The sequence below is a fragment of the Mycobacterium sp. NGS11 genome (assembly GCF_059813315.1).
In genome coordinates this window covers 1-21,700 of record NZ_JCALEJ010000032.1, presented here as the reverse complement: position 1 = coordinate 21,700, position 21,700 = coordinate 1, and the positions used below count along the sequence as shown (strand labels likewise).

The 21,700-nt window shown below is 69.6% G+C and carries 22 protein-coding genes; 10 read left to right on the top strand and 12 right to left on the bottom strand.

Annotated features, from left to right (window positions below; genetic code table 11):
* Positions 1 to 32 precede the first annotated feature (32 nt).
* Positions 33 to 788: an alpha/beta fold hydrolase gene (locus AC5Y4T_RS23665; protein WP_499917032.1), complete on the top strand. Its 756-nt coding sequence runs from the start codon at positions 33 to 35 to the stop codon at positions 786 to 788.
* On the opposite strand, the gene AC5Y4T_RS23660 is transcribed toward AC5Y4T_RS23665, so the two are convergent.
* A complete protein-coding gene (locus AC5Y4T_RS23660; RefSeq protein WP_499917031.1) occupies positions 771 to 1,691 on the bottom strand; it encodes an iron-sulfur binding domain-containing protein in 921 nt (306 codons plus the stop codon). The two genes, AC5Y4T_RS23665 and AC5Y4T_RS23660, sit on opposite strands and share 18 nt — an antisense overlap.
* Between AC5Y4T_RS23660 and AC5Y4T_RS23655 the strand changes: the two genes are divergently transcribed.
* Positions 1,690 to 2,307: a carbonic anhydrase gene (locus tag AC5Y4T_RS23655; protein WP_499917030.1), complete on the top strand. Its 618-nt coding sequence runs from the start codon at positions 1,690 to 1,692 to the stop codon at positions 2,305 to 2,307. The two genes, AC5Y4T_RS23660 and AC5Y4T_RS23655, sit on opposite strands and share 2 nt — an antisense overlap.
* A 116-nt stretch (positions 2,308 to 2,423) precedes the next feature.
* On the top strand, positions 2,424 to 3,233 hold the full coding sequence (locus tag AC5Y4T_RS23650; RefSeq protein ID WP_499917028.1) for a hypothetical protein: 810 nt from the start codon (positions 2,424 to 2,426) through the stop codon (positions 3,231 to 3,233).
* A 13-nt stretch (positions 3,234 to 3,246) separates the two neighbouring features.
* Here the strand turns inward: AC5Y4T_RS23650 and disA are convergent, their stop codons facing one another.
* The 3 genes from disA to AC5Y4T_RS23635 are packed head-to-tail and all read right to left on the bottom strand — an operon-like array spanning position 3,247 to position 6,373.
* Positions 3,247 to 4,320, bottom strand: coding sequence for a DNA integrity scanning diadenylate cyclase DisA (disA, locus tag AC5Y4T_RS23645; RefSeq protein ID WP_499955729.1), 1,074 nt, complete (start codon positions 4,318 to 4,320; stop codon positions 3,247 to 3,249).
* Between the two features lie 6 nt (positions 4,321 to 4,326).
* The gene (radA, locus tag AC5Y4T_RS23640; protein ID WP_499947431.1) at positions 4,327 to 5,763 is read right to left on the bottom strand and encodes a DNA repair protein RadA; all 1,437 of its coding nucleotides are present in this window, start codon (positions 5,761 to 5,763) and stop codon (positions 4,327 to 4,329) included.
* 49 nt (positions 5,764 to 5,812) lie between these two features.
* A complete protein-coding gene (locus AC5Y4T_RS23635) occupies positions 5,813 to 6,373 on the bottom strand; it encodes a copper chaperone PCu(A)C domain-containing protein (protein ID WP_499947432.1) in 561 nt (186 codons plus the stop codon).
* 289 nt (positions 6,374 to 6,662) lie between these two features.
* Between AC5Y4T_RS23635 and carD the strand changes: the two genes are divergently transcribed.
* Genes carD through AC5Y4T_RS23605 form a run of 6 tightly spaced genes read left to right on the top strand, consistent with a single transcriptional unit; the run spans position 6,663 to position 11,715 of the window.
* The gene (gene carD, locus AC5Y4T_RS23630; RefSeq protein WP_007166539.1) at positions 6,663 to 7,151 is read left to right on the top strand and encodes an RNA polymerase-binding transcription factor CarD; all 489 of its coding nucleotides are present in this window, start codon (positions 6,663 to 6,665) and stop codon (positions 7,149 to 7,151) included.
* A gap of 34 nt (positions 7,152 to 7,185) precedes the next feature.
* Complete coding sequence (ispD, locus tag AC5Y4T_RS23625) at positions 7,186 to 7,890, top strand: 2-C-methyl-D-erythritol 4-phosphate cytidylyltransferase (protein WP_499947587.1); 705 nt, start codon at positions 7,186 to 7,188, stop codon at positions 7,888 to 7,890.
* Positions 7,887 to 8,375 (top strand): 2-C-methyl-D-erythritol 2,4-cyclodiphosphate synthase, encoded by a 489-nt coding sequence (gene ispF / locus AC5Y4T_RS23620; RefSeq protein ID WP_499917021.1) that lies wholly within the window; start codon positions 7,887 to 7,889, stop codon positions 8,373 to 8,375. The genes ispD and ispF overlap by 4 nt, the downstream gene beginning before the upstream one ends.
* A 49-nt stretch (positions 8,376 to 8,424) precedes the next feature.
* Positions 8,425 to 9,843 (top strand): cysteine--tRNA ligase, encoded by a 1,419-nt coding sequence (cysS, locus tag AC5Y4T_RS23615; protein WP_499947433.1) that lies wholly within the window; start codon positions 8,425 to 8,427, stop codon positions 9,841 to 9,843.
* Positions 9,844 to 10,776 (top strand): 23S rRNA (guanosine(2251)-2'-O)-methyltransferase RlmB, encoded by a 933-nt coding sequence (rlmB, locus tag AC5Y4T_RS23610; RefSeq protein WP_499947434.1) that lies wholly within the window; start codon positions 9,844 to 9,846, stop codon positions 10,774 to 10,776.
* Positions 10,777 to 10,809: 33 nt separating this feature from the next.
* Complete coding sequence (locus AC5Y4T_RS23605) at positions 10,810 to 11,715, top strand: glycerophosphodiester phosphodiesterase (protein WP_499955761.1); 906 nt, start codon at positions 10,810 to 10,812, stop codon at positions 11,713 to 11,715.
* Here AC5Y4T_RS23605 and AC5Y4T_RS23600 read toward each other — a convergent pair.
* Positions 11,696 to 13,123 (bottom strand): FAD-dependent oxidoreductase, encoded by a 1,428-nt coding sequence (locus AC5Y4T_RS23600; RefSeq protein WP_499955727.1) that lies wholly within the window; start codon positions 13,121 to 13,123, stop codon positions 11,696 to 11,698. The two genes, AC5Y4T_RS23605 and AC5Y4T_RS23600, sit on opposite strands and share 20 nt — an antisense overlap.
* Positions 13,124 to 13,293: 170 nt before the next feature.
* On the opposite strand from AC5Y4T_RS23600, the gene AC5Y4T_RS23595 reads away from it, so the two are divergent.
* The gene (locus AC5Y4T_RS23595) at positions 13,294 to 15,936 is read left to right on the top strand and encodes a LuxR C-terminal-related transcriptional regulator (RefSeq protein ID WP_499955725.1); all 2,643 of its coding nucleotides are present in this window, start codon (positions 13,294 to 13,296) and stop codon (positions 15,934 to 15,936) included.
* Here the strand turns inward: AC5Y4T_RS23595 and AC5Y4T_RS23590 are convergent.
* The 7 genes from AC5Y4T_RS23590 to AC5Y4T_RS23560 form a co-directional block, all read right to left on the bottom strand.
* A complete protein-coding gene (locus tag AC5Y4T_RS23590) occupies positions 15,933 to 17,174 on the bottom strand; it encodes an SLC13 family permease (protein WP_499955723.1) in 1,242 nt (413 codons plus the stop codon). The two genes, AC5Y4T_RS23595 and AC5Y4T_RS23590, sit on opposite strands and share 4 nt — an antisense overlap.
* Positions 17,175 to 17,187: 13 nt before the next feature.
* Positions 17,188 to 18,105 carry an MBL fold metallo-hydrolase gene (locus tag AC5Y4T_RS23585; RefSeq protein WP_499955721.1) on the bottom strand — a complete coding sequence of 306 codons (918 nt, stop codon included), beginning with the start codon at positions 18,103 to 18,105 and terminating at the stop codon, positions 17,188 to 17,190.
* Positions 18,105 to 18,863 carry a LamB/YcsF family protein gene (locus AC5Y4T_RS23580; RefSeq protein WP_499955719.1) on the bottom strand — a complete coding sequence of 253 codons (759 nt, stop codon included), beginning with the start codon at positions 18,861 to 18,863 and terminating at the stop codon, positions 18,105 to 18,107. Before AC5Y4T_RS23580 ends, AC5Y4T_RS23585 begins: the two co-directional genes overlap by 1 nt.
* Before the next feature lie 59 nt (positions 18,864 to 18,922).
* Positions 18,923 to 19,630 carry a sensor domain-containing protein gene (locus AC5Y4T_RS23575; protein ID WP_499955717.1) on the bottom strand — a complete coding sequence of 236 codons (708 nt, stop codon included), beginning with the start codon at positions 19,628 to 19,630 and terminating at the stop codon, positions 18,923 to 18,925.
* A gap of 30 nt (positions 19,631 to 19,660) precedes the next feature.
* On the bottom strand, positions 19,661 to 20,521 hold the full coding sequence (locus AC5Y4T_RS23570) for a metal ABC transporter permease (protein ID WP_499955716.1): 861 nt from the start codon (positions 20,519 to 20,521) through the stop codon (positions 19,661 to 19,663).
* Positions 20,521 to 21,342, bottom strand: coding sequence for a metal ABC transporter ATP-binding protein (locus AC5Y4T_RS23565; RefSeq protein WP_499955715.1), 822 nt, complete (start codon positions 21,340 to 21,342; stop codon positions 20,521 to 20,523). The genes AC5Y4T_RS23570 and AC5Y4T_RS23565 overlap by 1 nt, the downstream gene beginning before the upstream one ends.
* Positions 21,339 to 21,700 (bottom strand): metal ABC transporter solute-binding protein, Zn/Mn family (locus AC5Y4T_RS23560; RefSeq protein ID WP_499955714.1); only part of this gene is annotated, 362 nt, incomplete at its 5' end. The genes AC5Y4T_RS23565 and AC5Y4T_RS23560, both read right to left, overlap by 4 nt.

The following is a 21,700-nucleotide window of genomic DNA, read 5'->3' as shown; positions in this document are numbered from 1 at the left end:
CGGGTCGTGGGCGGTGCACGCAAGATGGTGCTATGCCCAGCCAGCTGTTGACTTGCCACGGGGGAGACGGCGACCCGCTGGTGCTGGTGCACGGCCTGATGGGACGGGGAACCACCTGGCCGCGGCAGCTGCCCTGGCTGACCCGGCTGGGCACTGTCTACACCTACGACGCGCCGTGGCATCGGGGCCGCGACGTCGAAGATCCGCACCCGATCAGCACCGAACGGTTCGTGGCCGACTTGGTCGACGCGGTGAGCACGCTGGAGGCGCCCGTCCGGGTGGTCGGGCATTCGATGGGCGCCCTGCACGCATGGTGCCTGGCCGCCGAGCGACCCGAGCTGGTTACCGCGCTGGTGCTCGAGGACATGGCGCCGGACTTCCGCGGCCGCACCACCGGCCCCTGGGAACCCTGGCTGCACGCCCTTCCGGTCGAATTCGGCTCCGCCGAGCGGGTTTTCGCCGAATTCGGACCGGTCGCCGGCCAATACTTCCTGGAGGCCTTCGACCGCACCGAAACCGGTTGGCGGCTGCACGGTCACACCGCGCGGTGGATCGAGATCGCCGCCGAGTGGGGCACCCGGGACTACTGGGCGCAGTGGCGCGCGGTGCGTTGCCCCGCGCTGCTGATCGAGGCCGGCAATTCGGTAACCCCGCCCGGGCAGATGCGGGAGATGGCCGAAACCGGCTTAGCTACAACGTATTTGAAGGTCCCGGAAGCCGGTCATCTGATTCACGACGAGGCGCCCGGGCTGTACCGCCAAGCGGTCGAGTCATTCCTCGCCGGCTAGGGCGAACCGGCCGTCGCGCGTCTGCGTCACCAAGCCGTCGGCCAGCAGCGAATACAGCGCCCGGTCGCGCTGTGCGGTGTCGGTCAGCCACGCTACGTCCAGGTCGGCGCGGGTCACCGGAGAGTCGTTGGCGCGCAACACATCCATCAGCCGCCCGCGGACCTGACGGTCGGTCCCGGCGTAGGCCTGAACGCGGCGCGCCGGGCCCTGCGCGGGCGGATAACCGGCGTGCCGCCACGCGCACCGGCCCAGCGGGCACAGCCCGCAGCGCGGCGCGCGCGCCGTACACACCGTCGCGCCCAGTTCCATCAGCGCGACGGAGAACTTCGGTGCCGTTCCGTCCTCGGGCAGCAGCGCCGACACGTCGGCGTGGTCGCGGGTCGCCGACGGCGCCCCCGCGTCGGCCAGGCCGTGCACCACCCGCGCCACCACCCGGCGCACGTTGGTGTCCACCACCGGAACAGGCTGTCCGTAGGCGAAGCAGGCGACGGCGCGGGCGGTGTAGCTGCCGACACCGGGCAGCGTCAGCAGGGTGTCGACGTCGTCGGGCACGACGTCGTCGTGCTCGCGCGCGACCGCGATGGCGCACTCGTGTAACCGCTTGGCCCGCCGCGGGTAGCCCAGCTTGCCCCAGGCGCGCAACACGTCGGCGGCGCTGGCCGCGGCGGTGGCCGACGCGGTGGGCCAGCGCCGCACCCAATCCGACCAGATCGGCAGCACCCGCGACACCGGGGTCTGCTGCAGCATGAACTCGCTGACCAGGATCTGCCAGGCGCTGACCCCGGGCTCGCGCCAGGGCAGGTCGCGGCGCGAGCTGTCGTACCAGGCGACAAGATTGGTGGCTGATATGAATTCCGGGCCCGTCAGACCCGTCACCTCTGCTTGCGGCACAATCTCTGCCATGCCTAACACCAGTCCGGTAACCGCTTGGAAGTCACTCAAGGAGGGTAACGAGCGATTCGTCGCCGGTAAGCCGCAGCATCCCAGCCAAAGTGTTGAGCATCGCGCCAGCCTGGCCGCCGGTCAGAGCCCGACCGCGGTCGTGTTCGGCTGCTCGGACAGCCGGGTCGCCGCCGAGCTCATCTTCGATCAGGGCCTGGGCGACATGTTCGTGGTGCGCACCGCCGGGCAGGCCATCGACACCGCGGTCTTGGGTTCCATCGAGTTCGCGGTGAGCGTGCTCAACGTGCCCCTCATCGTCGTCCTGGGTCACGACAGCTGTGGCGCGATCAAGGCCGCCCTGGGCGCCATCGACGAGGGATCCATCCCCGGCGGGTTCGTGCGCGACGTGGTGGAGCGGGTGGCGCCGTCGATCCTGATGGGCCGCCGCGACGGCCTGAGCCGCGTCGAGGAGTTCGTGGAACGACACGTCCGCGAAACCGTTGCGCAGCTCGTGTCGCGGTCCACGGCGATCGCCGAGCGCATCGCCGACGGCACGGTGGGCGTGGCCGGTGTCACCTACCACCTCGCCGACGGCCGGGCGGCGTTGTGCGACCACGTCGGCGACATAGGCGCCTGACAGGCGACCAATAGGCCACGCGCTCGGCCGCCACTACACGGCGGTTGGCCAGCAAACCTGGCGACACGCCGAGCCGGGTCAGCCGAATCGATGTGACCTGGGCCTACGCTGCGAACGTGCTCGATCTGGAACCGCGTGGCCCGCTACCCACCGAGATCTATTGGCGGCGCAGAGGCCTGGCCATTGGTATCGCGGTCGTCGTGATCGGGATCGTGGCCGCAGTCGTCATCGCATTCATGGGGCATAACGCGGGAGCCAAGCCCGCCAATGCCGACAAAGCCAGTGCCGCTCAGAACAAGCCGGGATCGCCTGCGCCCCAAGCGCCCCCACCGCCGGGACCCGAGGGCCCCGCTCCGGCGGCCCCGCCCGCGCAGGGTCAGAACCCCGAAACCCCCACACCCACCGCCGCGGTCCAACCGCCGCCGGTGCTGAAGGAGGGCGACGACTGCCCCGATTCGACGCTGGCGGTCAAGGGTCTGACCAACGCGCCCCAGTACTTCATCGGTGACCAGCCGAAGTTCACCATGGTCGTCACCAACATCGGCCTGGTGGCCTGCAAGCGCGACGTCGGCGCGGCGGTGCTGGCGGCCTACGTCTACTCGCTGGACAACAAGCGGCTGTGGTCGAACCTGGACTGCGCCCCGTCCAACGAGACGCTGATCAAAACCTTCACGCCGGGCGAGCAGGTGACCACCGCGGTGACCTGGACGGGCATGGGCTCGGCGCCGCACTGCCCGCTGCCGCGACCGGCGATCGGGCCGGGCACCTACAACCTCGTCGTGCAGCTGGGCAATCTGCGTTCGATGCCGGTTCCGTTCATCATGAACCAGCCGCCGCCACCACCGGGCCCGGTGCCCGGGCCGGGGCAGCCGGGCGCCGTGCCCCAGCCGGAGGCGCCGCCGATGGCCCCGCCGCCGGCCGGCTGAGGCCGCACAGGCTTTAACTCAATGAGTCGGTGATCGTCGACTCCGCCAGCTGCGACAGTCCCTCCCGCACGTGCCGAGCCCACATCGCGCCGATGCCGTCGACCGATTGCAGGTCGTTGGCGCTGGCCGCCAGCACGTTCTGCAGCGTCCCGAACGAGCGAACCAGTAGGTCGGCATGGGCGAACTGCAGCCGGGGAATGCCGGCGAGCGCGCGATAACCGCGCGGGCTGACCGCCGAATCCTGCGCCTCGGTGGTCGACGGGTACCCGAAAACCTTTGCCAGGATGGTGAAGTCGAGCAGCTCGGTGTCCGACAGCGCGTCCAGTTCGTCGAGCGTGGCCGTCACCGGCGCCTCGGACAGCGGCTCCGGGCTGGCGTGATAGTCGCGCACGATCAGTTCGCGGGCATCCTCGTTGCCGCCCAGCAGCTCGTCGAGCTGCAGCCGCAGTTGGCGCCCGTCGGTGCCGAGTTCCACCGCGTCGTTGTCGATCACCTCACCGATGCGGCGGACCAGCTCGAGCCGCTGCACCACCGTCAAGACGTCACGCAACGTGACGAAGTCCTCGATCTCGGCGCGCGACAGCTGCCTGCTGACCTCGTCGAGCCGGATCTTGTAGCGCTCGAGGGTGGCGATGGCCTGGTCGGCCCGCGACAGGATGGTCGCCGAGTCGGCGACCACGTGGCGCTCGCCGCCCACGTACACGGTCACGATGTTCATCGAGTGGCTCACCGAGATCACCGGGTAGCCGGTCTGGATCGCGGCCCGTTCCGCGGAGCGGTGCCGGGTTCCCGATTCGTCGGTCGCGATCGACGGGTCGGGAACCAGCTGCACGTTGGCCCGCACGATGCGGCTGCCGTCGGTGGACAGCACCACGGCGCCGTCCATCTTCGCCAGCTCGCGCAGCCGGGTGGGGGCGTAGCGGACGTCCAGGGCGAACCCGCCGTCGCAGATGGCCTCGACGGCCTCGTCGTTGCCGAGCACGATCAGGGCGCCGGTACGCCCACGCAGGATGCGTTCCAGGCCGTCACGCAGCCCGGTGCCCGGAGCCAGGCGGGCGACGGTCTCACGCAGCGTCGGACGGGTCACAAAAGGTCATTCTTCAGGCCGAAAGCGCCATGCGTCTAGCGATCGCAAGTTTGCGGGCGGGCCACCGCGGTGGCCGGCGATGTCGATCATGTGCTCCAGCGCCGCCACGATGGTGGGCGCGCGGAGCGCCCGCATGCCGTTCGGCACGATCTCGCGCCGCGGATCGTCCCCGTCCGGGATGAGCGCGATGGAAAACCCCTGGCGCGCGGCCTCGGACAGGCGCCGCTCCATGCCGCTGACCCGCCGCAGGTCGCCGGCCAATCCCACTTCGCCGATCATCACCGCCGTGGTGGGCAGCGGCAGGTCCGCCAGCGCCGAGGCCAGCGCGACCGCGACCGCCAGGTCCGACGACGGGTCGGTCAGCCGCATGCCGCCGACCGTGGACAGGTAGATGTCGTTGGCGGCGACGGGCAACCTGGCGTGCTTTTCCAGCACCGCGGTGATCATCGCGGCCCGCGATTGGTCGATGCCGCTGACGGCGCGGCGCGGCGAGCCGCCCGCCGGCGTGGCGAGCAGCGCCTGCACCTCACCGATGAGCGGGCGCTTCCCGTCGAGGGTCACCGTGATCGCGGTCCCGGGAACCGGCGCCGGGCGCTGATCGAGGAACAGGTTCGACGGGTCGGCGACGCCCTCGATTCCGTTGTCGTGCAACAGGAAACACCCGACCTCGTCGGCGGCCCCGAACCTGTTCTTGATCCCCCGGACCATGCGCAGCGAGCCGTTGCGGTCGCCCTCGAAGTGCAGCACCACATCGACCAGATGCTCCAACGAACGGGGCCCGGCGATCGCCCCGTCCTTGGTGACGTGCCCGACCAGGATCAGCGCGACCCCATTGGATTTGGCCGCGGCGGTCAGCGCTGACGTCACCGCGCGCACCTGCGTGACGCCCCCGGCGACGCCGTCGGCCTCGGTGGTCGACATGGTCTGCACCGAGTCGACGATCACCAGCGCGGGCTTGACCGTGGCGATGTGCTCGAGCACGGCGTGCAGATTCGATTCGGCGGCCAGATAAATTTCGTCGCTGCCACAGCCGATGCGGTCGGCGCGCAGCCGGATCTGGCCCGCGGACTCCTCACCCGAGATGTACAGCGCGCGGCGGCCGGATCGCGCCCAGCGATGGGCGACCTCGAGGAGCAGCGTCGACTTACCCACGCCCGGATCGCCGGCCAGCAGGGTGACCGAGCCGGGCACCACGCCGCCGCCGAGCACCCGGTCGAGTTCGCCTACCCCCGTGCTGCGGTGCCGGCTGGCGTTGGGCTCGACCGACGTGATGGGCACCGCCGGCGATGCCGTCGCCAGTCCGCTGCGCCGGCCGGCGACCGCACTGAGAATTGGAACCTCGTCAACGGTGCCCCAGGTGCCGCACTCCAGGCAGCGGCCGACCCACTTCGCGGTGACATGCCGGCATTCCGAACACCGGTATTGGGAGCGCGCTGTTGCCACGCCATGACGGTATCGAGCCGCTACGACAAGCCCGCGTCACGACAGGCGGTTACCCCGCTTGGTTTTGCTGCGGCGGCTTCAGCCCGGCCGAAATCGGCACGGCCACGGTGGCCTGCCCGGCCTTCTCGAAGTTGAAGGTGAAGTTGTAGAGGAGGCCGTTGGAGATGGGCTTGGCCAGGTTGACCGTCGCCTTGGCCGCCGCGGTGTTGGAACCGATCGGACCGGGTGCCACCTTCTCGCCCTCCGGCGTGCCGATGAACAGCGACCCGCCGGCGGGCAGTCGAGCGTCGCCGCTGACCGTCACCGTGCCGATGTCGCTGGTGATGCCGACCAGCCTGTCGGCGGTAGTGGCCGACTGGTTGACGGCCACCAGCACCAGGTCCACGGTCCGGCCCGGCTGCAGGTAGTCGCCGGTTTGGCTGGCCTGGATCCGGATGTCGCGCAGCGCCACGTTGTTGAATGTGACCTTGTTGCCGTTGATGGCCGGCTCCTGGACCGCCATCTGCGAGACCTGACCGGCTCCGCAACCGCTGAGCAGAGCGGCCAGAACGGCCATCGCGCCGGCGACGGCGAGCGCGGGGAGGCCGAGGCGGATCTTGAAGCGGTTCACTCTCTCAAGCCTCCTGCTGAGCCGGTTCGACTAATGCAACTATGCACAGTAGTAGCAAGGTCTCGCGCGCGATAGCGCGGGGCGCCAGACCTGCGCAGGAGCGCCGCAGGAGCTGATTTCAAGCCCGCCGCGGGGCTGCCCCGGGGGCGTTGGTAATGTGCTGCACTGCACGACTTGATCCCCATGTCAACCCCTAATCTTCGCGTGTTGTGCCCCTGACCTGCATCGTTGCTTCGCGCGTAGTTAGGTGGCCGTGTTAGGATGAAGTAACGAAAGGGGCTCGAATCAGATGATCTTCAAGGTCGGCGACACCGTTGTTTACCCGCATCACGGTGCTGCGTTAGTCGAGGCGATCGAAACCCGCACCATCAAAGGGGAGCAAAAAGAGTATCTCGTCTTGAAGGTGGCGCAGGGTGACCTGACCGTTCGAGTTCCCGCTGACAACGCCGAGTACGTCGGTGTTCGCGACGTCGTCGGACAGGAGGGCCTCGACAAGGTCTTCCAGGTGCTGCGCGCCCCGCACACCGAAGAGCCGACGAACTGGTCACGCCGCTACAAGGCCAACCTCGAAAAGCTTGCTTCCGGCGATGTCAACAAGGTCGCCGAGGTAGTCCGCGACCTGTGGCGTCGCGACCAGGAGCGTGGTCTGTCGGCCGGCGAGAAGCGGATGCTGGCCAAGGCCCGCCAGATTCTGGTCGGTGAATTGGCGCTGGCCGAGAGCACCGACGACGCCAAGGCGGAGACCATCCTCGACGAGGTTCTGGCCGCCGCTTCCTGAAGGTCCTGACACTTCGTTGGTCCCGGAGACGGGGTTGGCCCCGGAGACGGGCACCTCGGGCAAAGTAGTCGCTGTCGTTCCCGCCGCAGGGTCGGGTGAACGGCTGGCCGCCGGAATTCCCAAGGCATTCTGTCTGGTCGACGGGCGCACGCTGCTACAGCGCGCCGTCGCCGGCTTGCTGGAATCCGGCGTCGTCGATCACGTCGTGGTGGCCGTCCCCGCCGACCGGATCGACGAGGCCAGGCGGCTCCTGGGTGATCACGTCGGCGCTGGACGGGTCACCGCCGTCGCGGGCGGCCCCGACCGCACCGAATCCGTCAGCCTGGCCCTGGCGGCCCTGCCCGCGGCGTCTGAGTTCGTGCTGGTGCACGACGCCGCGCGGGCGCTGACGCCCCCGACGCTGATCACCCGCGTGGTGGCGGCGCTGCGGGCCGGTCACGACGCCGTGGTGCCCGCGTTGCGTCTGCATGACACCATCAAGGCCGTGGACGCCAACGGGGTGGTCCTGGGGACGCCGGAGCGCGCCGGGCTGCGCGCCGTGCAGACTCCGCAGGGCTTTGCGGCCGACCTGCTGTCGCGTGCCTACCGCGCCGGGGCCGGGATGCCTGGTTTCACCGATGACGCGTCGCTGGTCGAGCATGTCGGCGGCCAGGTCCAGGTCGTCGAGGGCGATCCGCTGGCATTCAAGATCACCACGCAGCTCGATCTCTTGCTGGCCGAGACCGTGGTGCGCGGGTGAACGGGCCGGATCCCTTTCCCAGGGTGGGGCTCGGCGTCGACGTACACCCGATCGAATCCGGCCGCCCGTGCTGGCTGCTGGGTCTGCTTTTCGCCGACGCCGACGGCTGTGCCGGACATTCCGACGGCGACGTCGCGGCGCACGCGCTGTGCGACGCGGTGTTGTCGGCGGCCGGGATGGGCGACGTGGGCGCGGTGTTCGGGGTCGACGATCCGCGCTGGCAGGGCGTCAGTGGCGCCGACATGCTGCGCCACGTCGCGGAGCTGACCGCGCACCACGGTTTCCGGATCGGCAACGCGGCGGTGCAGGTCGTCGGGAACCGGCCGAAGGTCGGTCCACGCCGCGACGAGGCGCAGCGGGTGCTGTCGGAATTGCTGGGCGCGCCGGTCTCGGTGTCGGCGACGACGACCGACGGGTTGGGGCTGACCGGACGTGGCGAGGGCCTGGCCGCGATCGCCACCGCGCTGGTGATCGCCACCGGGTAAGCCCGCGTAGCGCCGGGCGCCGGGGAAGCACCCGGTAAGCTGGCACGTCGTGACCGATCGCGCCCGCTTGCGGCTACACGACACGGCGGCCGGTGCCGTGCGTGACTTCGTTCCGCTGCGCGAGGGTCACGTCTCCATCTACCTGTGCGGCGCCACCGTCCAGGGCCTGCCGCACATCGGCCATGTCCGCAGCGGGGTGGCCTTCGACATCCTGCGTCGATGGCTGATCGCCCGCGGCTGCGACGTCGCGTTCATCCGCAACGTCACCGACATCGAGGACAAGATCTTGGCCAAGGCGGCCGCCGCGGGTCGGCCGTGGTGGGAGTGGGCTGCCACCTACGAACGCGCCTTCAGCGCCGCCTACGACGCGCTGGACGTGCTGCCGCCGTCGGCCGAGCCGCGAGCCACCGGGCACATCACCCAGATGGTCGAACTGATGGAACGGCTGATCGAAACCGATCACGCCTACGCCGCCGGGGGCGACGTCTACTTCAACGTGCTCAGCTATCCCGAATACGGGCAGCTGTCCGGCCACAAGATCGATGACGTCCATCAGGGCGAGGGGGTCGCCACCTGCAAGCGTGACCAGCGCGACTTCACGCTGTGGAAGGGCGAAAAGCCCGGCGAGCCGTCATGGCCGTCGCCGTGGGGGCGGGGGCGCCCGGGCTGGCACCTGGAATGCTCCGCGATGGCCCGCACCTATCTCGGGCCGGAATTCGACATCCATTGCGGTGGAATGGATTTGGTCTTTCCGCATCACGAGAACGAGATCGCCCAGAGCCGCGCCGCCGGCGACGGATTCGCGCGCTACTGGCTGCACAACGGCTGGGTGACGATGGGCGGCGAGAAGATGAGCAAATCGCTGGGCAATGTGCTGGCCATACCGGCGTTACTGCAGCGCGTGCGCGCCGCCGAACTGCGCTACTACCTGGGCAGCGCCCACTACCGGTCGATGCTGGAATTCTCCGAGGTCGCCCTGCAGGACGCGGTGAAAGCCTATGTGGGCGTTGAGGACTTCCTGCATCGCGTTCGGGTGCGGGTGGGCGGCGTCGAGCCCGGGCAGTGGACGCCAAAGTTCGCCGAGGCGCTCAACGACGACCTGGCCGTGCCGGCCGCGCTGGCCGAAGTGCACGCTTCCCGCGCGGAGGGCAACCGGGCCCTGGACTCCGGCGATCACGAAGGCGCGCTGCGACATGCGGGCGCGATCCGCGCGATGATGGGCATCCTGGGTTGCGACCCGCTCGACGAACGCTGGGAGACCCGCGACGAGACGTCGGCGGCGCTGGCCGCCGTCGACGTGCTGGTCCAGGCGGAGCTGGAGAATCGGCAGAAGGCGCGCGAGGAACGCAACTGGGCGCTCGCCGACGAGATCCGCGACCGGCTCAAGTACGCCGGCATCGAGGTCACCGACACCGCCGACGGCCCGCAGTGGGAGCTTTTGGCCCACGAAGAAAAACGCGACAAGTAGATGGCCGGCAACTCGCGTCGCCGTGGCGCGATCCGCAAGGAGGGCACCAAGAAGGGCGCCACCGTGGGTTCGGGGGGCCAGCGGCGCCGCGGCCTGGAGGGACGCGGCCCCACCCCTCCCGCGCACCTGCGCCCCAACCATCCGGCTGCCAAGCGCGCCAAGGCCCAGGCCCGTCGGCCGGCGCGGGGCCGCACCGACGAATCCGAGACGGTGCTCGGCCGCAACCCGGTGCTGGAGTGCTTGCGGGCCGGGGTGCCGGCCACCGCCCTCTACGTGGCGCTGGGCACCGAAGCCGACGAGCGGCTGACCGAATCCGTCACCCGCGCAGCGGATTTGGGAATCTCCATCCTCGAGGTGCCGCGCACCGATCTGGACCGCATGACCAGCAACCACCTGCATCAGGGAATCGCGTTGCAGGTGCCGCCCTACGACTACGCCCACCCCGACGATCTGGTTGCCGCCGCGATCGCCTCGCCGCCGGCGTTGCTGGTCGCGCTGGACAACATCTCCGACCCGCGCAACCTAGGCGCCATCGTGCGTTCGGTGGCGGCGTTCGGCGGCCACGGGGTGCTGATCCCACAGCGACGGTCGGCCTCGGTGACGGCGGTGGCATGGCGTACCAGCGCAGGGGCCGCGGCCCGCATCCCGGTGGCGCGGGCCACGAATCTGACTCGGACACTGACGGATTGGGCCGCGCGCGGGTTGCGGGTGGTCGGACTGGATGCCGGTGGTGACACCACACTCGACGACATCGACGGCACCGATCCGCTGGTGGTCGTCGTAGGCTCGGAAGGCAAGGGTCTGTCGCGCCTGGTTCGGCAGAACTGCGACGAGGTCGTGTCCATCCCAATGGCCGGAAACACCGAGTCGCTGAACGCGTCCGTCGCCGCCGGGGTGGTGCTCGCCGAAATCACACGCCAGCGAAGGCATTGAGTGATCGCCCGGCTCGCCGCCGCGCTGCTGGCGATGGCGGTGTTGCTCGCCGGGCCGGCCACCGCGAAACCCCCGGAATTCGACCTGCAGGCCCATCGTGGCGGGCGCGGCGAGACGACTGAGGAGTCGCTACGGGCCTTCGCCAAGGCGATCGAATTGGGCGTCAGCACATTGGAATTGGACATCGTCATCACCAAGGACGCGCAACCGCTGGTGTGGCATGACCCGATGATTCAGCCCGAGAAGTGCGCCGACACCGCTCCCGCATACCAGAATGACCCGCAGTATCCGTACGTCGGCAAGCTCGTGCACGACCTCACCCTGGCGCAGGTCGATACCTTGGACTGTGGGCACCTGCTCGGCGACTACCCTCGGGCCGAAGTGGTGCGGGGCAACAGGATAGCGACGCTGCCGCAGGTGTTCGCACTCGCCGACTCCTACGGCGCCGACGCGATCCGGTACAACATCGAAACCAAGGTGGAGGCCGATCGGCCCAGCGCGTCCGCCGAACCGCAGGAGTTCGTCGACGTGATACTGGCCGCGGTCCGATCCGCGGGCAAGGTCGACCGCGTGGAAATCCAGAGCTTCGACTGGCGCACCCTGCCCATGGTGCGGCGGGCCGAGCCGTCGATTCCGCTGGTGGCCCTGTACGACGATCACACCTGGGCGCCGGGCATCGGCGATCCCCTGATCGGCGCGCGGACGGTGGGCGCCGACATCGTCTCACCGGACTACCAGCTGGTCCCCGGCAAGCCGTACGTCGAGCGCGCACATGCGTTGGGGCTCAAGGTCATTCCCTGGACCGTGAACGACGCCGCCGCCATGCGTCAGCAGATCGGCTTTGGCGTCGACGGCATCATCACCGACTACCCGACGGTGTTGCGCAGCGTGCTGGCCGAACTGGCGATGCCGTTGCCCCCTAGCTACCGGCGCGGCTAGCGGGGGCCGCGCTTCCGGCCAGGTCGCCGTCCGCACGAGCCGGCCGCTCGTCGCCCGGGCGCGGTTTGCGGCGGTTGGCCAGGGCGGCCCGCCACACCATATTCGGGCGCAACAGCCGGGTAGCGGGGTCGATGAGCGCGGTGACCTTGACGAAGCGATCGACCGCGACGGGGTCGTATTCGGTCGCGGTGAGTATGCGATCGATGTACCCGTTGAGCAGTCGGGTGAGCAGCGGTGGCGTGCCCTCGATTTCGGGTAGGCACAGGTCCGGGTTGGCCGACAGCTCCCACGCCTGGCGGATCGGCACCGCGGCGGCCCGGAAGAATCGCCGCGCCAGCTGCTCCGTGCCGCCGGACAAGCAGTCGCGCAGCGCCACTGCCTCGAGCGCGGCGACCGTCATGCCCTGACCGTAAATCGGGTTGAAGCTGCAGATCGCGTCGCCCATGACCAGCAGGCCTTCGGGGAATCGACGCATCTTGTCGTAGCGCCGCCATTGACTGGACGGCTGACCGTGCCGGGTGGGCTCCCCGACGGGTTCGGCGGCCAGGACCGCGGCCAGCAGGTGGGGCGGTGCGCAGTCCCAGACGAACTCGCACATCGATATCAGGTCTGTCGACGGCGCGTTGCCCGCGACGCCGAAAACGGTGAACATCCAGGTGTCGTTCTCCGCGCGCAGCAGGCCCAGTCCACGCGGCCGGCCCGGCACCGGCCCAACGATGAAACCGAATTCGTGCAGCGCGTCCGGTGCCATGCGCAGGCATTGGCTCGCATAGGTCAGATGCACGGGCACGTGGACCTCGGGCGGACGCTCGTAGCCCAGGGCGGTCAACCATGCCGGGGTGCGGGCGCCGCGCCCGGTGGCATCGAGCACCAGGTCCGCGCTCAACGTGACGTCCTCGCGGGTCCGGCGGTTGACGATTCGGGCGCCGGTGACGCGCCGACGATCCGGCGTCGTGGTCAAGTCCACTATGTCGTGCTCATCGAGCAGAGTGACGTTGGCGATGCGGCGCAGCCGCGCGCGGACGTGTTCCTCGAGGAAGGGGCGGGTGGCGAGATACGCGGCGAACGAGGGGGCGCCGCCGGTGCGTACCATGAGGTGCCCGCCCAGGTGGTAGTAGAGCCGGGACAGGTCCCGGCCGTCCAGATGATGTGCGCCGTCCATGACCATCTCATCGAGGACGCCGGGGAACAATTGCTCGAGTACCTGAGCGCCGCGGGGCAGCAAACCATGAAGGTGGCGACCCTGTGGCACGCCCCGGCGAGCGGCGGCGGTATCGGGAGGGATGTCGGGCAGCGAATCGCGCTCCACCACCGTGACCGTGTGGAAGAACTCGCTGAGCGTCCGCGCGGCGACCAGACCCGCCATGCTCGCTCCCAGTACCAATGCGCGATTGCCGACCTTTGCCATACCCCACCACCTGTGCTGAGCGCCTATCTGACAAAAGCCATGCTCATGGTCGGAAAACGGGGCCGACAGCGTAGTCGACTACGTCATTGCTGCGGGGCGGCTACACGTGAGGTCCCCGAAACACCGTCAAAGCCTCCCATTCGGCGCTTGCGCGCCGTTATAGTCGCCGAGTGATCGGCGCCGAGCCGCTGACCGGGCGTGACAGCGAATGGGGCATCATTCGCCGCGCCCTGGGTCCGGGCGGTGCCCACGCGGGCGTGGTGATCGTCGGCGCCGCCGGAGTGGGTAAGACCTGGCTGGCCCACGAAGTGCTGCGGCGCGCCGAGGCGTCCGGCGAGCGGACCAGGTGGATCGTCGGCACCGACTCGGCGCAGGCGCTGCCCCTCGGGGCATTCATCGGTGTGATGACCGAGGCGATGAACGAGGCTCGGTCGGACCCGCTGACCGATGTGCGACGGGTGATCAATTCGTTTGTCGCGCAACAGCGTCAGCGTCGCGTGGTGGTGGGGATAGATGACGCGCACCTGCTGGACGGACTGTCGGCGCTCGTCGTCCACCAGCTGGCGCAGTCCGGCGGGGTCCGGCTGGTGGTCACCGTACGCAGCGGCAGCGACGAGCCCGATGCGGTGACAGCACTGTGGAAAGACGGACTGCTGGAAAGACTTGACCTCAAACCTTTTTCGGCTGCCCAGACGCGCGAAGTCATCGAAAGCAAGCTGGACGGTCCGGTCGATGCGCGCAGCGCAAACCGGTTCCAGAAGTTGACCGGTGGCAACGCGTTGTTCCTGCGGCAGCTGGTGGCGGATCAGGTGACCGCCGGGCGGATGCGTAAAACGGCCGGGGTGTGGATGTGGGACGGCGATGTCGCGGTCTCGTCGAGCCTGTCCGAAACAGTGAGCCGTCAGATGGGCCGCCTCAGTCCGGAGATGGCGATGGTGATCGACACGTTGTCGCAGTGTGAGCCGCTGGCCGTGGAGGTGCTGTGCGATCTGGCCCGGCGCAGCGACCTGGCCGCAGCCGAGCGGATGGGGCTGGTGAACATCGAACGCACCGGCGGGGGGTTGACGGCCAGGCTCGCCCATCCGCTGTTCGGTGAGCTGCGCCGCGCGGGCGCCGGGGAGCTGTACCTGTCGGAGATCCGTGGCAGGTTGGCGGCGCGGCTGGGCAAAGACGGCGACGCGGACATGCAGGCCACCGTGCGCCGCGCGCTGCTTCGTCTCGAGTCCGACCTCGATCCCGACCCCGCGCTCTACCTGGAATCGGCACGGCATGCCATGACCCTGCTGGATCTCGATCTGGCCGACCGGTTCGCCACCGCCGCCGCCGAAGCCGGTGCGCCCGGGGCGGCGGGCGTGCGAGCCATGAACCTGGCGCTGCTCGGGCGCGGTGAGCAGGCTGAGGCGGCGCTGCGTGAGATGGCCAACTGTGACCTGCCCGACGGCCATCACTGGGCGACGGTGCGCGCGGCCAACCTGATCTGGCATCTCTTCAAGCCCAAGGACGCGGCCGATATCCTCGACGGTCTCGCGGCGCTCGATTCCGAGACGCCGGCCCAGCGGGCGGAGCGGTTGGCGGTGCAGGCGTGCCTGGATGCGGTGGCGGCACGCTGTGCGGCCGCGGCAGCAAATGCCCGCGCCGCCCTGGCTTTCCCCGACCTGCCCGGCTTCCACGCGATGATGGCGTCGCTCGCGCTGATCATGGCCATGGGGGCGCTGGGTCAGGTCGATGAGCTTGCCGACGTGGCCGAGCAGACGCTGCGGCGGGCGACGACCTCGTTTCAGGCCTCGCATATGCGGTTCTGGTTCGGCGCCGTCTACGGGCGGGCCTGCCGGCTGACCGGCCGAATCGACGAATTCGTCAGCACGGCGCGGCAACTGGCCGATTCGTCCCGTGACATTCCGGGCCTGGCGTATGCGAACCTCGCCCTCCTGTCGGGCAACGCCGAGCTGGCCCGTGGCGCGGTCGCCGAGGCGGCCCGGCTCGTGCACGAGGCGGTGGCCGGAGTTCAAATACACTATGTGACAACGGGTTTGCGCCCGGCGAGCTACTTCGCGCTGGCCGAGGCGCACGCCAAACTCGGGCAGGCCGACGATGCGAACGAGGCGGTCACCGCGGCACGGTCCTGCGTGCCGGCCGACTTCTTGTTCATGCATACCGGCCTGTCGCTGGCCGAAGGGTGGGCCCTGGCGGCGGGGGGCCGGCTGCCGGAGGCTGTGGCGGGCGTGAAGGAGGCTGCGCGGCTTGCCCGCGATCGCGGCCAGCCCACGCACGAGGTGGCCTGCATCCAGGCGGCGGCGCAATGGGGTGACGCCTCGCAGGCGGTCCGGGCACGGGAGCTGGCCGACGTGTTGTCGCTGCCGTTGGCCGCCGCCGTCGCGTCGCATGTGGAGGCGTTATCGGCCAAGGACGGCGAGGGCCTGCTGGCGGCCTCGGTGGCGTACCGGGGGATCGGCGATCGGGTCGCGGCCGCCGATGCCGCGGCGCAGGCCTCGGTGGTGTTCGACGAACACCAACAGCGTCGCCGCGGCCTGTACGCCGCGGCACTGGCCAGGGAATTGGCCGACGATTGCGGTGGCCTGCACACGCCGGCGCTGCACACTCCGATCGGCCTGAAGTTATCCGGCCGACAGCGCGATGTCGTCGAACTCGTCGTGGCCGGCCTGTCCAACCGCGAGATCGCCGAGGCGCTGGTGATGTCGGTGCGCACCGTGGAGGGCCACGTGTACCGGGCCTGTCAGCGGGTGGGGGCGCAGTCGCGCGAGGAGTTGGCATCGATAATCCGATCGGGCCCCTGCGGGCCGCCCGCGCCCTAGAGACCCAGCAGGCGCGCCGACGCCCACAGCGCGAGCACCGCCACCGCCAGCGAGGCGGGCACGGTGCACACGCCCAGGCGGGTGTATTCGCCTACCCCGGCGTCGACATCGTGCTGGCGTAACACGCGCCGCCACAACAGGTTCGACAGCGAACCGACGTAAGTCAGGTTCGGCCCGATGTTCACCCCGATCAGCACCGCCAAAACTGCCACCGGCCCACTCGGCGCAACCAACGGCAGCAGCACCAGCGTGGCGGGCAGATTGTTGACGACGTTGGCCAGCACGGCGGCGATAGCGGCGATGGCGAGCAATGCGGGCAGGCCCGAACCCGACGGCAGCACCGCTGACATCGCCCTGTCCATCCCGTTGAGCATGACCGCCTGCACCACGACGCCCAGCGCCAGCACGAAGACCAGAAACGACACGTTCGCCGAGCGCACGATGTCGGATACCGAGGTGTGCCGGTGCCGCAGGCTGCGCACCGCCAGCGCCGCGGCCCCGCACAGCGCCACCCAGGCCGGGGCGATCCCCACGGACTGGGCGACCGCGAAACCGGCGAGTGTGAGAGCGACGACGACCAACACGAACACCGGTGGGCGCGGTGGCGCGCCCATCTGCTCCGGGTCCGGCTGCACCCGCAGGTCTTTGGCAAAGAACCACCGGAAGATCACGTAGAGGACAGCCACCGCGCCGACCCACGGCGCCGCCATCACCAACGTGAATCTCGTGAACGAGATGTGGGCGGTGTGGAAGGCCAGCAGGTTGGTCAGGTTCGACACCGGAAGCAAGAGCGATGCGCCATTCGCCAGGTGCGCGGTGGCGTACGCGTACGGCCGCACCCGGGTGCGCTCTCGCCGAACGGCGGCCAGCACAACCGGGGTCAGCAACACCACGGCCGCGTCCAGGCTCAGCACCGCGGTGATCACCGAGGCGATGACGAACACGCGGCGCAGCAGGCCGGCCGATCCCACCCGCCCCCGCGTCATCGCCGCGCCCGCGGCTTCGAACAGGCCCTCGTCGTCGCACAGCTTGGCCAGCACGAGCACCGCCCCGAGGAACGCCACCACCCCGGACAGGTCGGCGATCTGTTTTGCCGCCTGATGTGTCGAGATCGCGCCGACGGCGATCAGGATCAGGGCCGCCGGGACCGCCGCCAGCGCCTCGGGCCAGCCCCCGGGGCGCGCGACGGCGAACGCCAGGACCACAGCAAGCAGTAACAGCGCAAGCGTCAGGGCCAACGTTTAAACCGCTTTACTTCCAAGGGTCTTCGCGCCGCCACACCGTGGGCAGGTGCATCGCGACGCCGTCCTGCGCCGCCAGCTCGTCGAGGATGCCGACGGAGACTTCCAAGTCGTCGCCGGCATAGGGCAGGGCGCGCAACGGTTTTGTCAGCGGGCGGAAGAAGTCGTCCCAATGAATGAGGATCACCCGGCGAGCCCCCACCTCGCGCACTGTCTCGGTCCAGTAGTCGACGAGGTATGACCGCGGCTGCGGCCCCAGCTGCCCCACGGACAGGTACACGGCGTCCGCGCGGTGGCCGGCCAGGGCGCCCTTGACGAAGCCGGCACTGCCCTGGATCAGCAGCCGCCGGCCGGTCGGACGGTGGTGCACCAGCGTCGACCAGGACTCTCCGCAGCGATACGCCGACGCCTTCACGGGTGGGATCAGCGGTTCGTCGATGACGCCGGGAAACCGGTCGGGCGGGCAGTGGTGCGATTCGATCAGGGTGACGTCGTAGGCGCCCAACCGCATCGGTTCGCCGTCGACGGCGACGACGATCCGGCTCCCGGGCAACCCGTAACCGCGCCCGACATTGGCGGCGGACTGCCCGCCGACCAGCTGCGCGCCGGTGCGGTCGGCGACCAGCGCGGAATCCAGAACGTGGTCGATGTGGGTGTGCACCGGTATCACCGCCGCCAGCCGCGAGACCTTCGCCCGCGCGAGGCATCCGTCGACGCGTGCGGGCGAGGGTGCCACCTTGCCGGCCGCGACCTTCGCCAGGCTCGGCCGGGAGAAGTAGCCGTCGGTCATCAACGCCGACGACCCGTCGTCTATCAGTAGCGTCGCCACCCCCATCCAGGTCACCGAGAGCGCGTCGGGTCCGGCGGCGGGGGCGTCGAACCGGTCCGCGAACCGGGCGATGTCGGGGCGGCCGAGTTTGAGTCGCATCAGCAGAAGGCCCTGATCTCGGTGCCGCCAGCCACGAGGCTCTCGCGAACGGCGGTGGCGATCTGCACCGCTCCCGGCGAATCACCATGCACGCAAACAGATTCCACCTTCAGCGTGACTTGGGTGCCGTCGATCGCGGTGACCTGCCCGGACTCCACCATGGTCACCACCCGGTCGGCGACCGCCGCCGGGTCGTGCAGCACCGCGCCGTGCTCACGACGGGACACCAGCCGGCCATCCGGCCGGTACGCCCGGTCGGCGAAAGCCTCTGCGACCGTGTGCAATCCGCGGCGGGCGGCCTCGTCGAAAAACGCCGAGCCCGCCATGCCAAGCACCGGCAGCCCGGCATCCACCAGGCGCACCGCCTCGGCCACGGCGGCCGCCTGTTCGGCATGGGTCACGATCGTGTTGTACAGCGCGCCATGCGGTTTGACGTAGGACACCGCGGAACCGGCCGCGTGCGCTATCGCCCGCAACGCGCCGATCTGATAGACCACGTCGGCGATCAGGTCCCCGGCGGCGACGTCGATGAAGCGCCTGCCGAACCCGGCCAGGTCGCGGTAGCTCACCTGCGCTCCGATCCGGACCCCGCGTTGGGCGGCCGACCGGCATACCCGCAACAGGCCTGCAGGGTCGCCCGCGTGAAAACCGCACGCGACGTTGGCGCTCGTGACGATGCCGAGCATGGCCTCGTCGTCACCCAGGCGCCAGACGCCGAAGCCCTCGCCCAAGTCGGCGTTGAGGTCGATTGCGGCCACCCGCCCAGCTTATGGCGCCCGGGCGCCGGCGTAGGCGAGGACGCGGTGCGGGCGCCAAGCTACTGCCTGGCGACCTTGGCGGCGATCTGCTCGGCGAGGTCGACCGCCGATCCGCCGGGCAGGAAGGAGCCGCAGGTGGCGACGTCGATGACGACGTTGTTGCGCGCGGTCAGCGCCCGCTGGCACGTCCAGCCGTTGCTGTCTTCCTGGACTTCGGACGTGCTCAGCGTGCCGCCCACGTTGTGGGCCTCGCCCACCTTCCACACGATTTCGGGCTTGTCCGTGGGATGTTCGGCAAACGTGCGGTTGGCGCAGCCGAACCATCGTCGCACCGAGGCGTCGTAGAACGTATCGGCCTTCCGCGCGGAAGGATAGGCGATCACGGCCTGGATGGCGGAGTTGTTGCGGACCGCCGGGTCGTCGAAGTTGTCATCCAGCCGCTGGCCGCGCATCGCGGTCCAGCCGGTGTCCGCGTAGACGGCCTCCTGGGCGGGGCCGTCCATCGCCAGGCAGGTCTTGTCGCTGAAAGTCGAGCTCCAGTCCCACATCGTCTGCGCGCCGTATCGCAGCCGCATGCCCGACCTGAGCGACGAGTTGATCTGGTCCACGCCGAGCAGCACCGCATCCAGGGACGCGGCGGCCACCGGGGTCTGGGGCAGCGGACCGGAGGTGTCCGCGGGCGACGCGGTCCCGCCGACGATCGTGGTGCAGCCGGTCGCCAGGGCGGACATCGCCGCCTGCATCAATGCGATTCGCCGGCGCACCATTGCCTTCGTTGGTCGAGCTATGCGCCCAGCTTAGGCGGCAGCGGATCGTCGGCGTCCGATCGACCAGCAGACCAGGTAGATCAGGAACGAGATGCCGGCGACGAAGACCGACACCGGCACCCCGGGCGCCAGCGACAGCACTATGCCGCCCACGGCGGACACCTCGGCGAACACCACGGAGGTCACCATCGCTGCCGCGGGCGAGGAGACCACCCGGGCCGCCGCCGCGGCGGGAGTGATCAACAACGACATCACCAACAGCGCCCCGACGATTTGCACCGCCTGGGCCGCCACCACGCCGACCAGCGCGGCGAACACGATACCCAGCCGGTAGACCGGCACGCCGCGCGCCGCGGCGACGTCGGGATCGACGGTGGCGAACAGCAGCGGGCGGTAACACGTCGCGAGCACCGCGATGACGAGCAGGCACACCAGCGCCAGCATGGTCAGCCCCGTATAGCCGACCCCGACGATCTGGCCGGTCAGCAGGGCGAAGCTGGTCGAGGTGCGGCCCGGGTACAGGTGGATGAACAACACCGCCAGGCCCAACCCGAAGGCCAGCACCACGCCGATCACCGAATCGCGCTCCCGATCGCGCCGCCCCAGCACGCCGAACAGCGCCGCTGCCAGGGCGCTGCCGATCAGCGCGCCGACTCCCACGCCAAAGCCGGCCAGGAGCGCGAAAGCGGCTCCGGTCAGCGACAATTCGCTGGAACCGTGCACGGCGAACGACATCTGACGCATGACGATGAACGGCCCGATCAGTCCGGCCACCAAGCCCAGCAGCGCGGCCGCCACCAGCGCCTGCTGCACGAAGTCATGACCGAGCAGGTGCGCGGTGATGTCGAAGGAGAGCAGATTGTCCAGCAAGCCGACGAGCCGATGCCCCATCAGCGATACCCGTCGTCCCGCGCGCCGGCCACCACGTAGCCGTCCTTGACCTTCACCACCTGGATGTCCGATTGGTACAGCGCCGAGAGTGTCTGGCTGGTCATCACCTGCTCGACGGTGCCGATCTCGAACCGGCCGTCGACCAGATACAGCAACCGGTCCACGTACGGCAGGATCGGGTTGATCTCATGGGTGACCACGATGACCGTGGTCGCGGTGTCCTGCCGGCGCCGCTCGATCAGCGCCGACACCAGCTTGGCGTTGGCCGGGTCCAGCGTCAGCAGCGGCTCGTCGCACAGCAACAGCAGCGGGTCGCTGACCAACGCTTGGGCGATGCGCACCCGCTGCAACTCCCCACCCGACATCGTTCCGACCCGGACGTCCGCCAGGTGTTCGCCGTTGACCTGGCGCAGCGCCTGCCGCACCGCCGCGCGCCGGCGGGCCCGATCGGCGGACCGCAGCGGAAAGGCACCCCAGCATGGCCCGTCGATGCCCAGCTGAACCAGGTCGCGCCCGCGCAGCATTACGTCGGCGTCCATCGGATGATGTTGGGGCACATAGCCGATGCGCCCGCTGCCCGAGGTGATCGGCTTTCCGTCCACCCACCCGGCACCGGCGCTCAGTGCCAGCTGCCCAAGCAGCACCTTGAGCAGCGACGTCTTGCCGCTGCCGTTCGGGCCGAGCACCGCGATGAACTCGCCGCGGCCCACGGACAGGTCCAAGTGGTCCCACAGCACCCGGTCGCCGAACGCCAGCCGAGCCCCGCGCAGCGACACTGTCTCGGCGGAGTCTTCGACTTCCGCGAAGGGTTCGAGGCTCATGACCGCACGGGTCGGCTCGACTGCAGCGCGGATTGTAACTGGCTGACCGTATTGCGTTGCCAGGTGAGGTAATCCGCGCCTTCGCTCAACGTTTCGGCCACATCGGTGACCGGGACGCCCGCCCGCCGGGCGGCATCGCGCAGGCCGTTGATCGCCGTCGTGGAGGTCTGCGGATTGATCAACACGGCCGACACCTGACGCCGGCCGACCAGGTCGAGAACCACCGCCATGTCGGCCGGCGCGGGATCGGTCTCGTTCTCGATGGCCGCCTCGAACGCGGGCGGTGTCCGGTTCACCAACCCCGTAGCCTTCAGCAGGTAGAACGCGACCGGTTCGGTCGCGAGCACCGGTGTGTTGG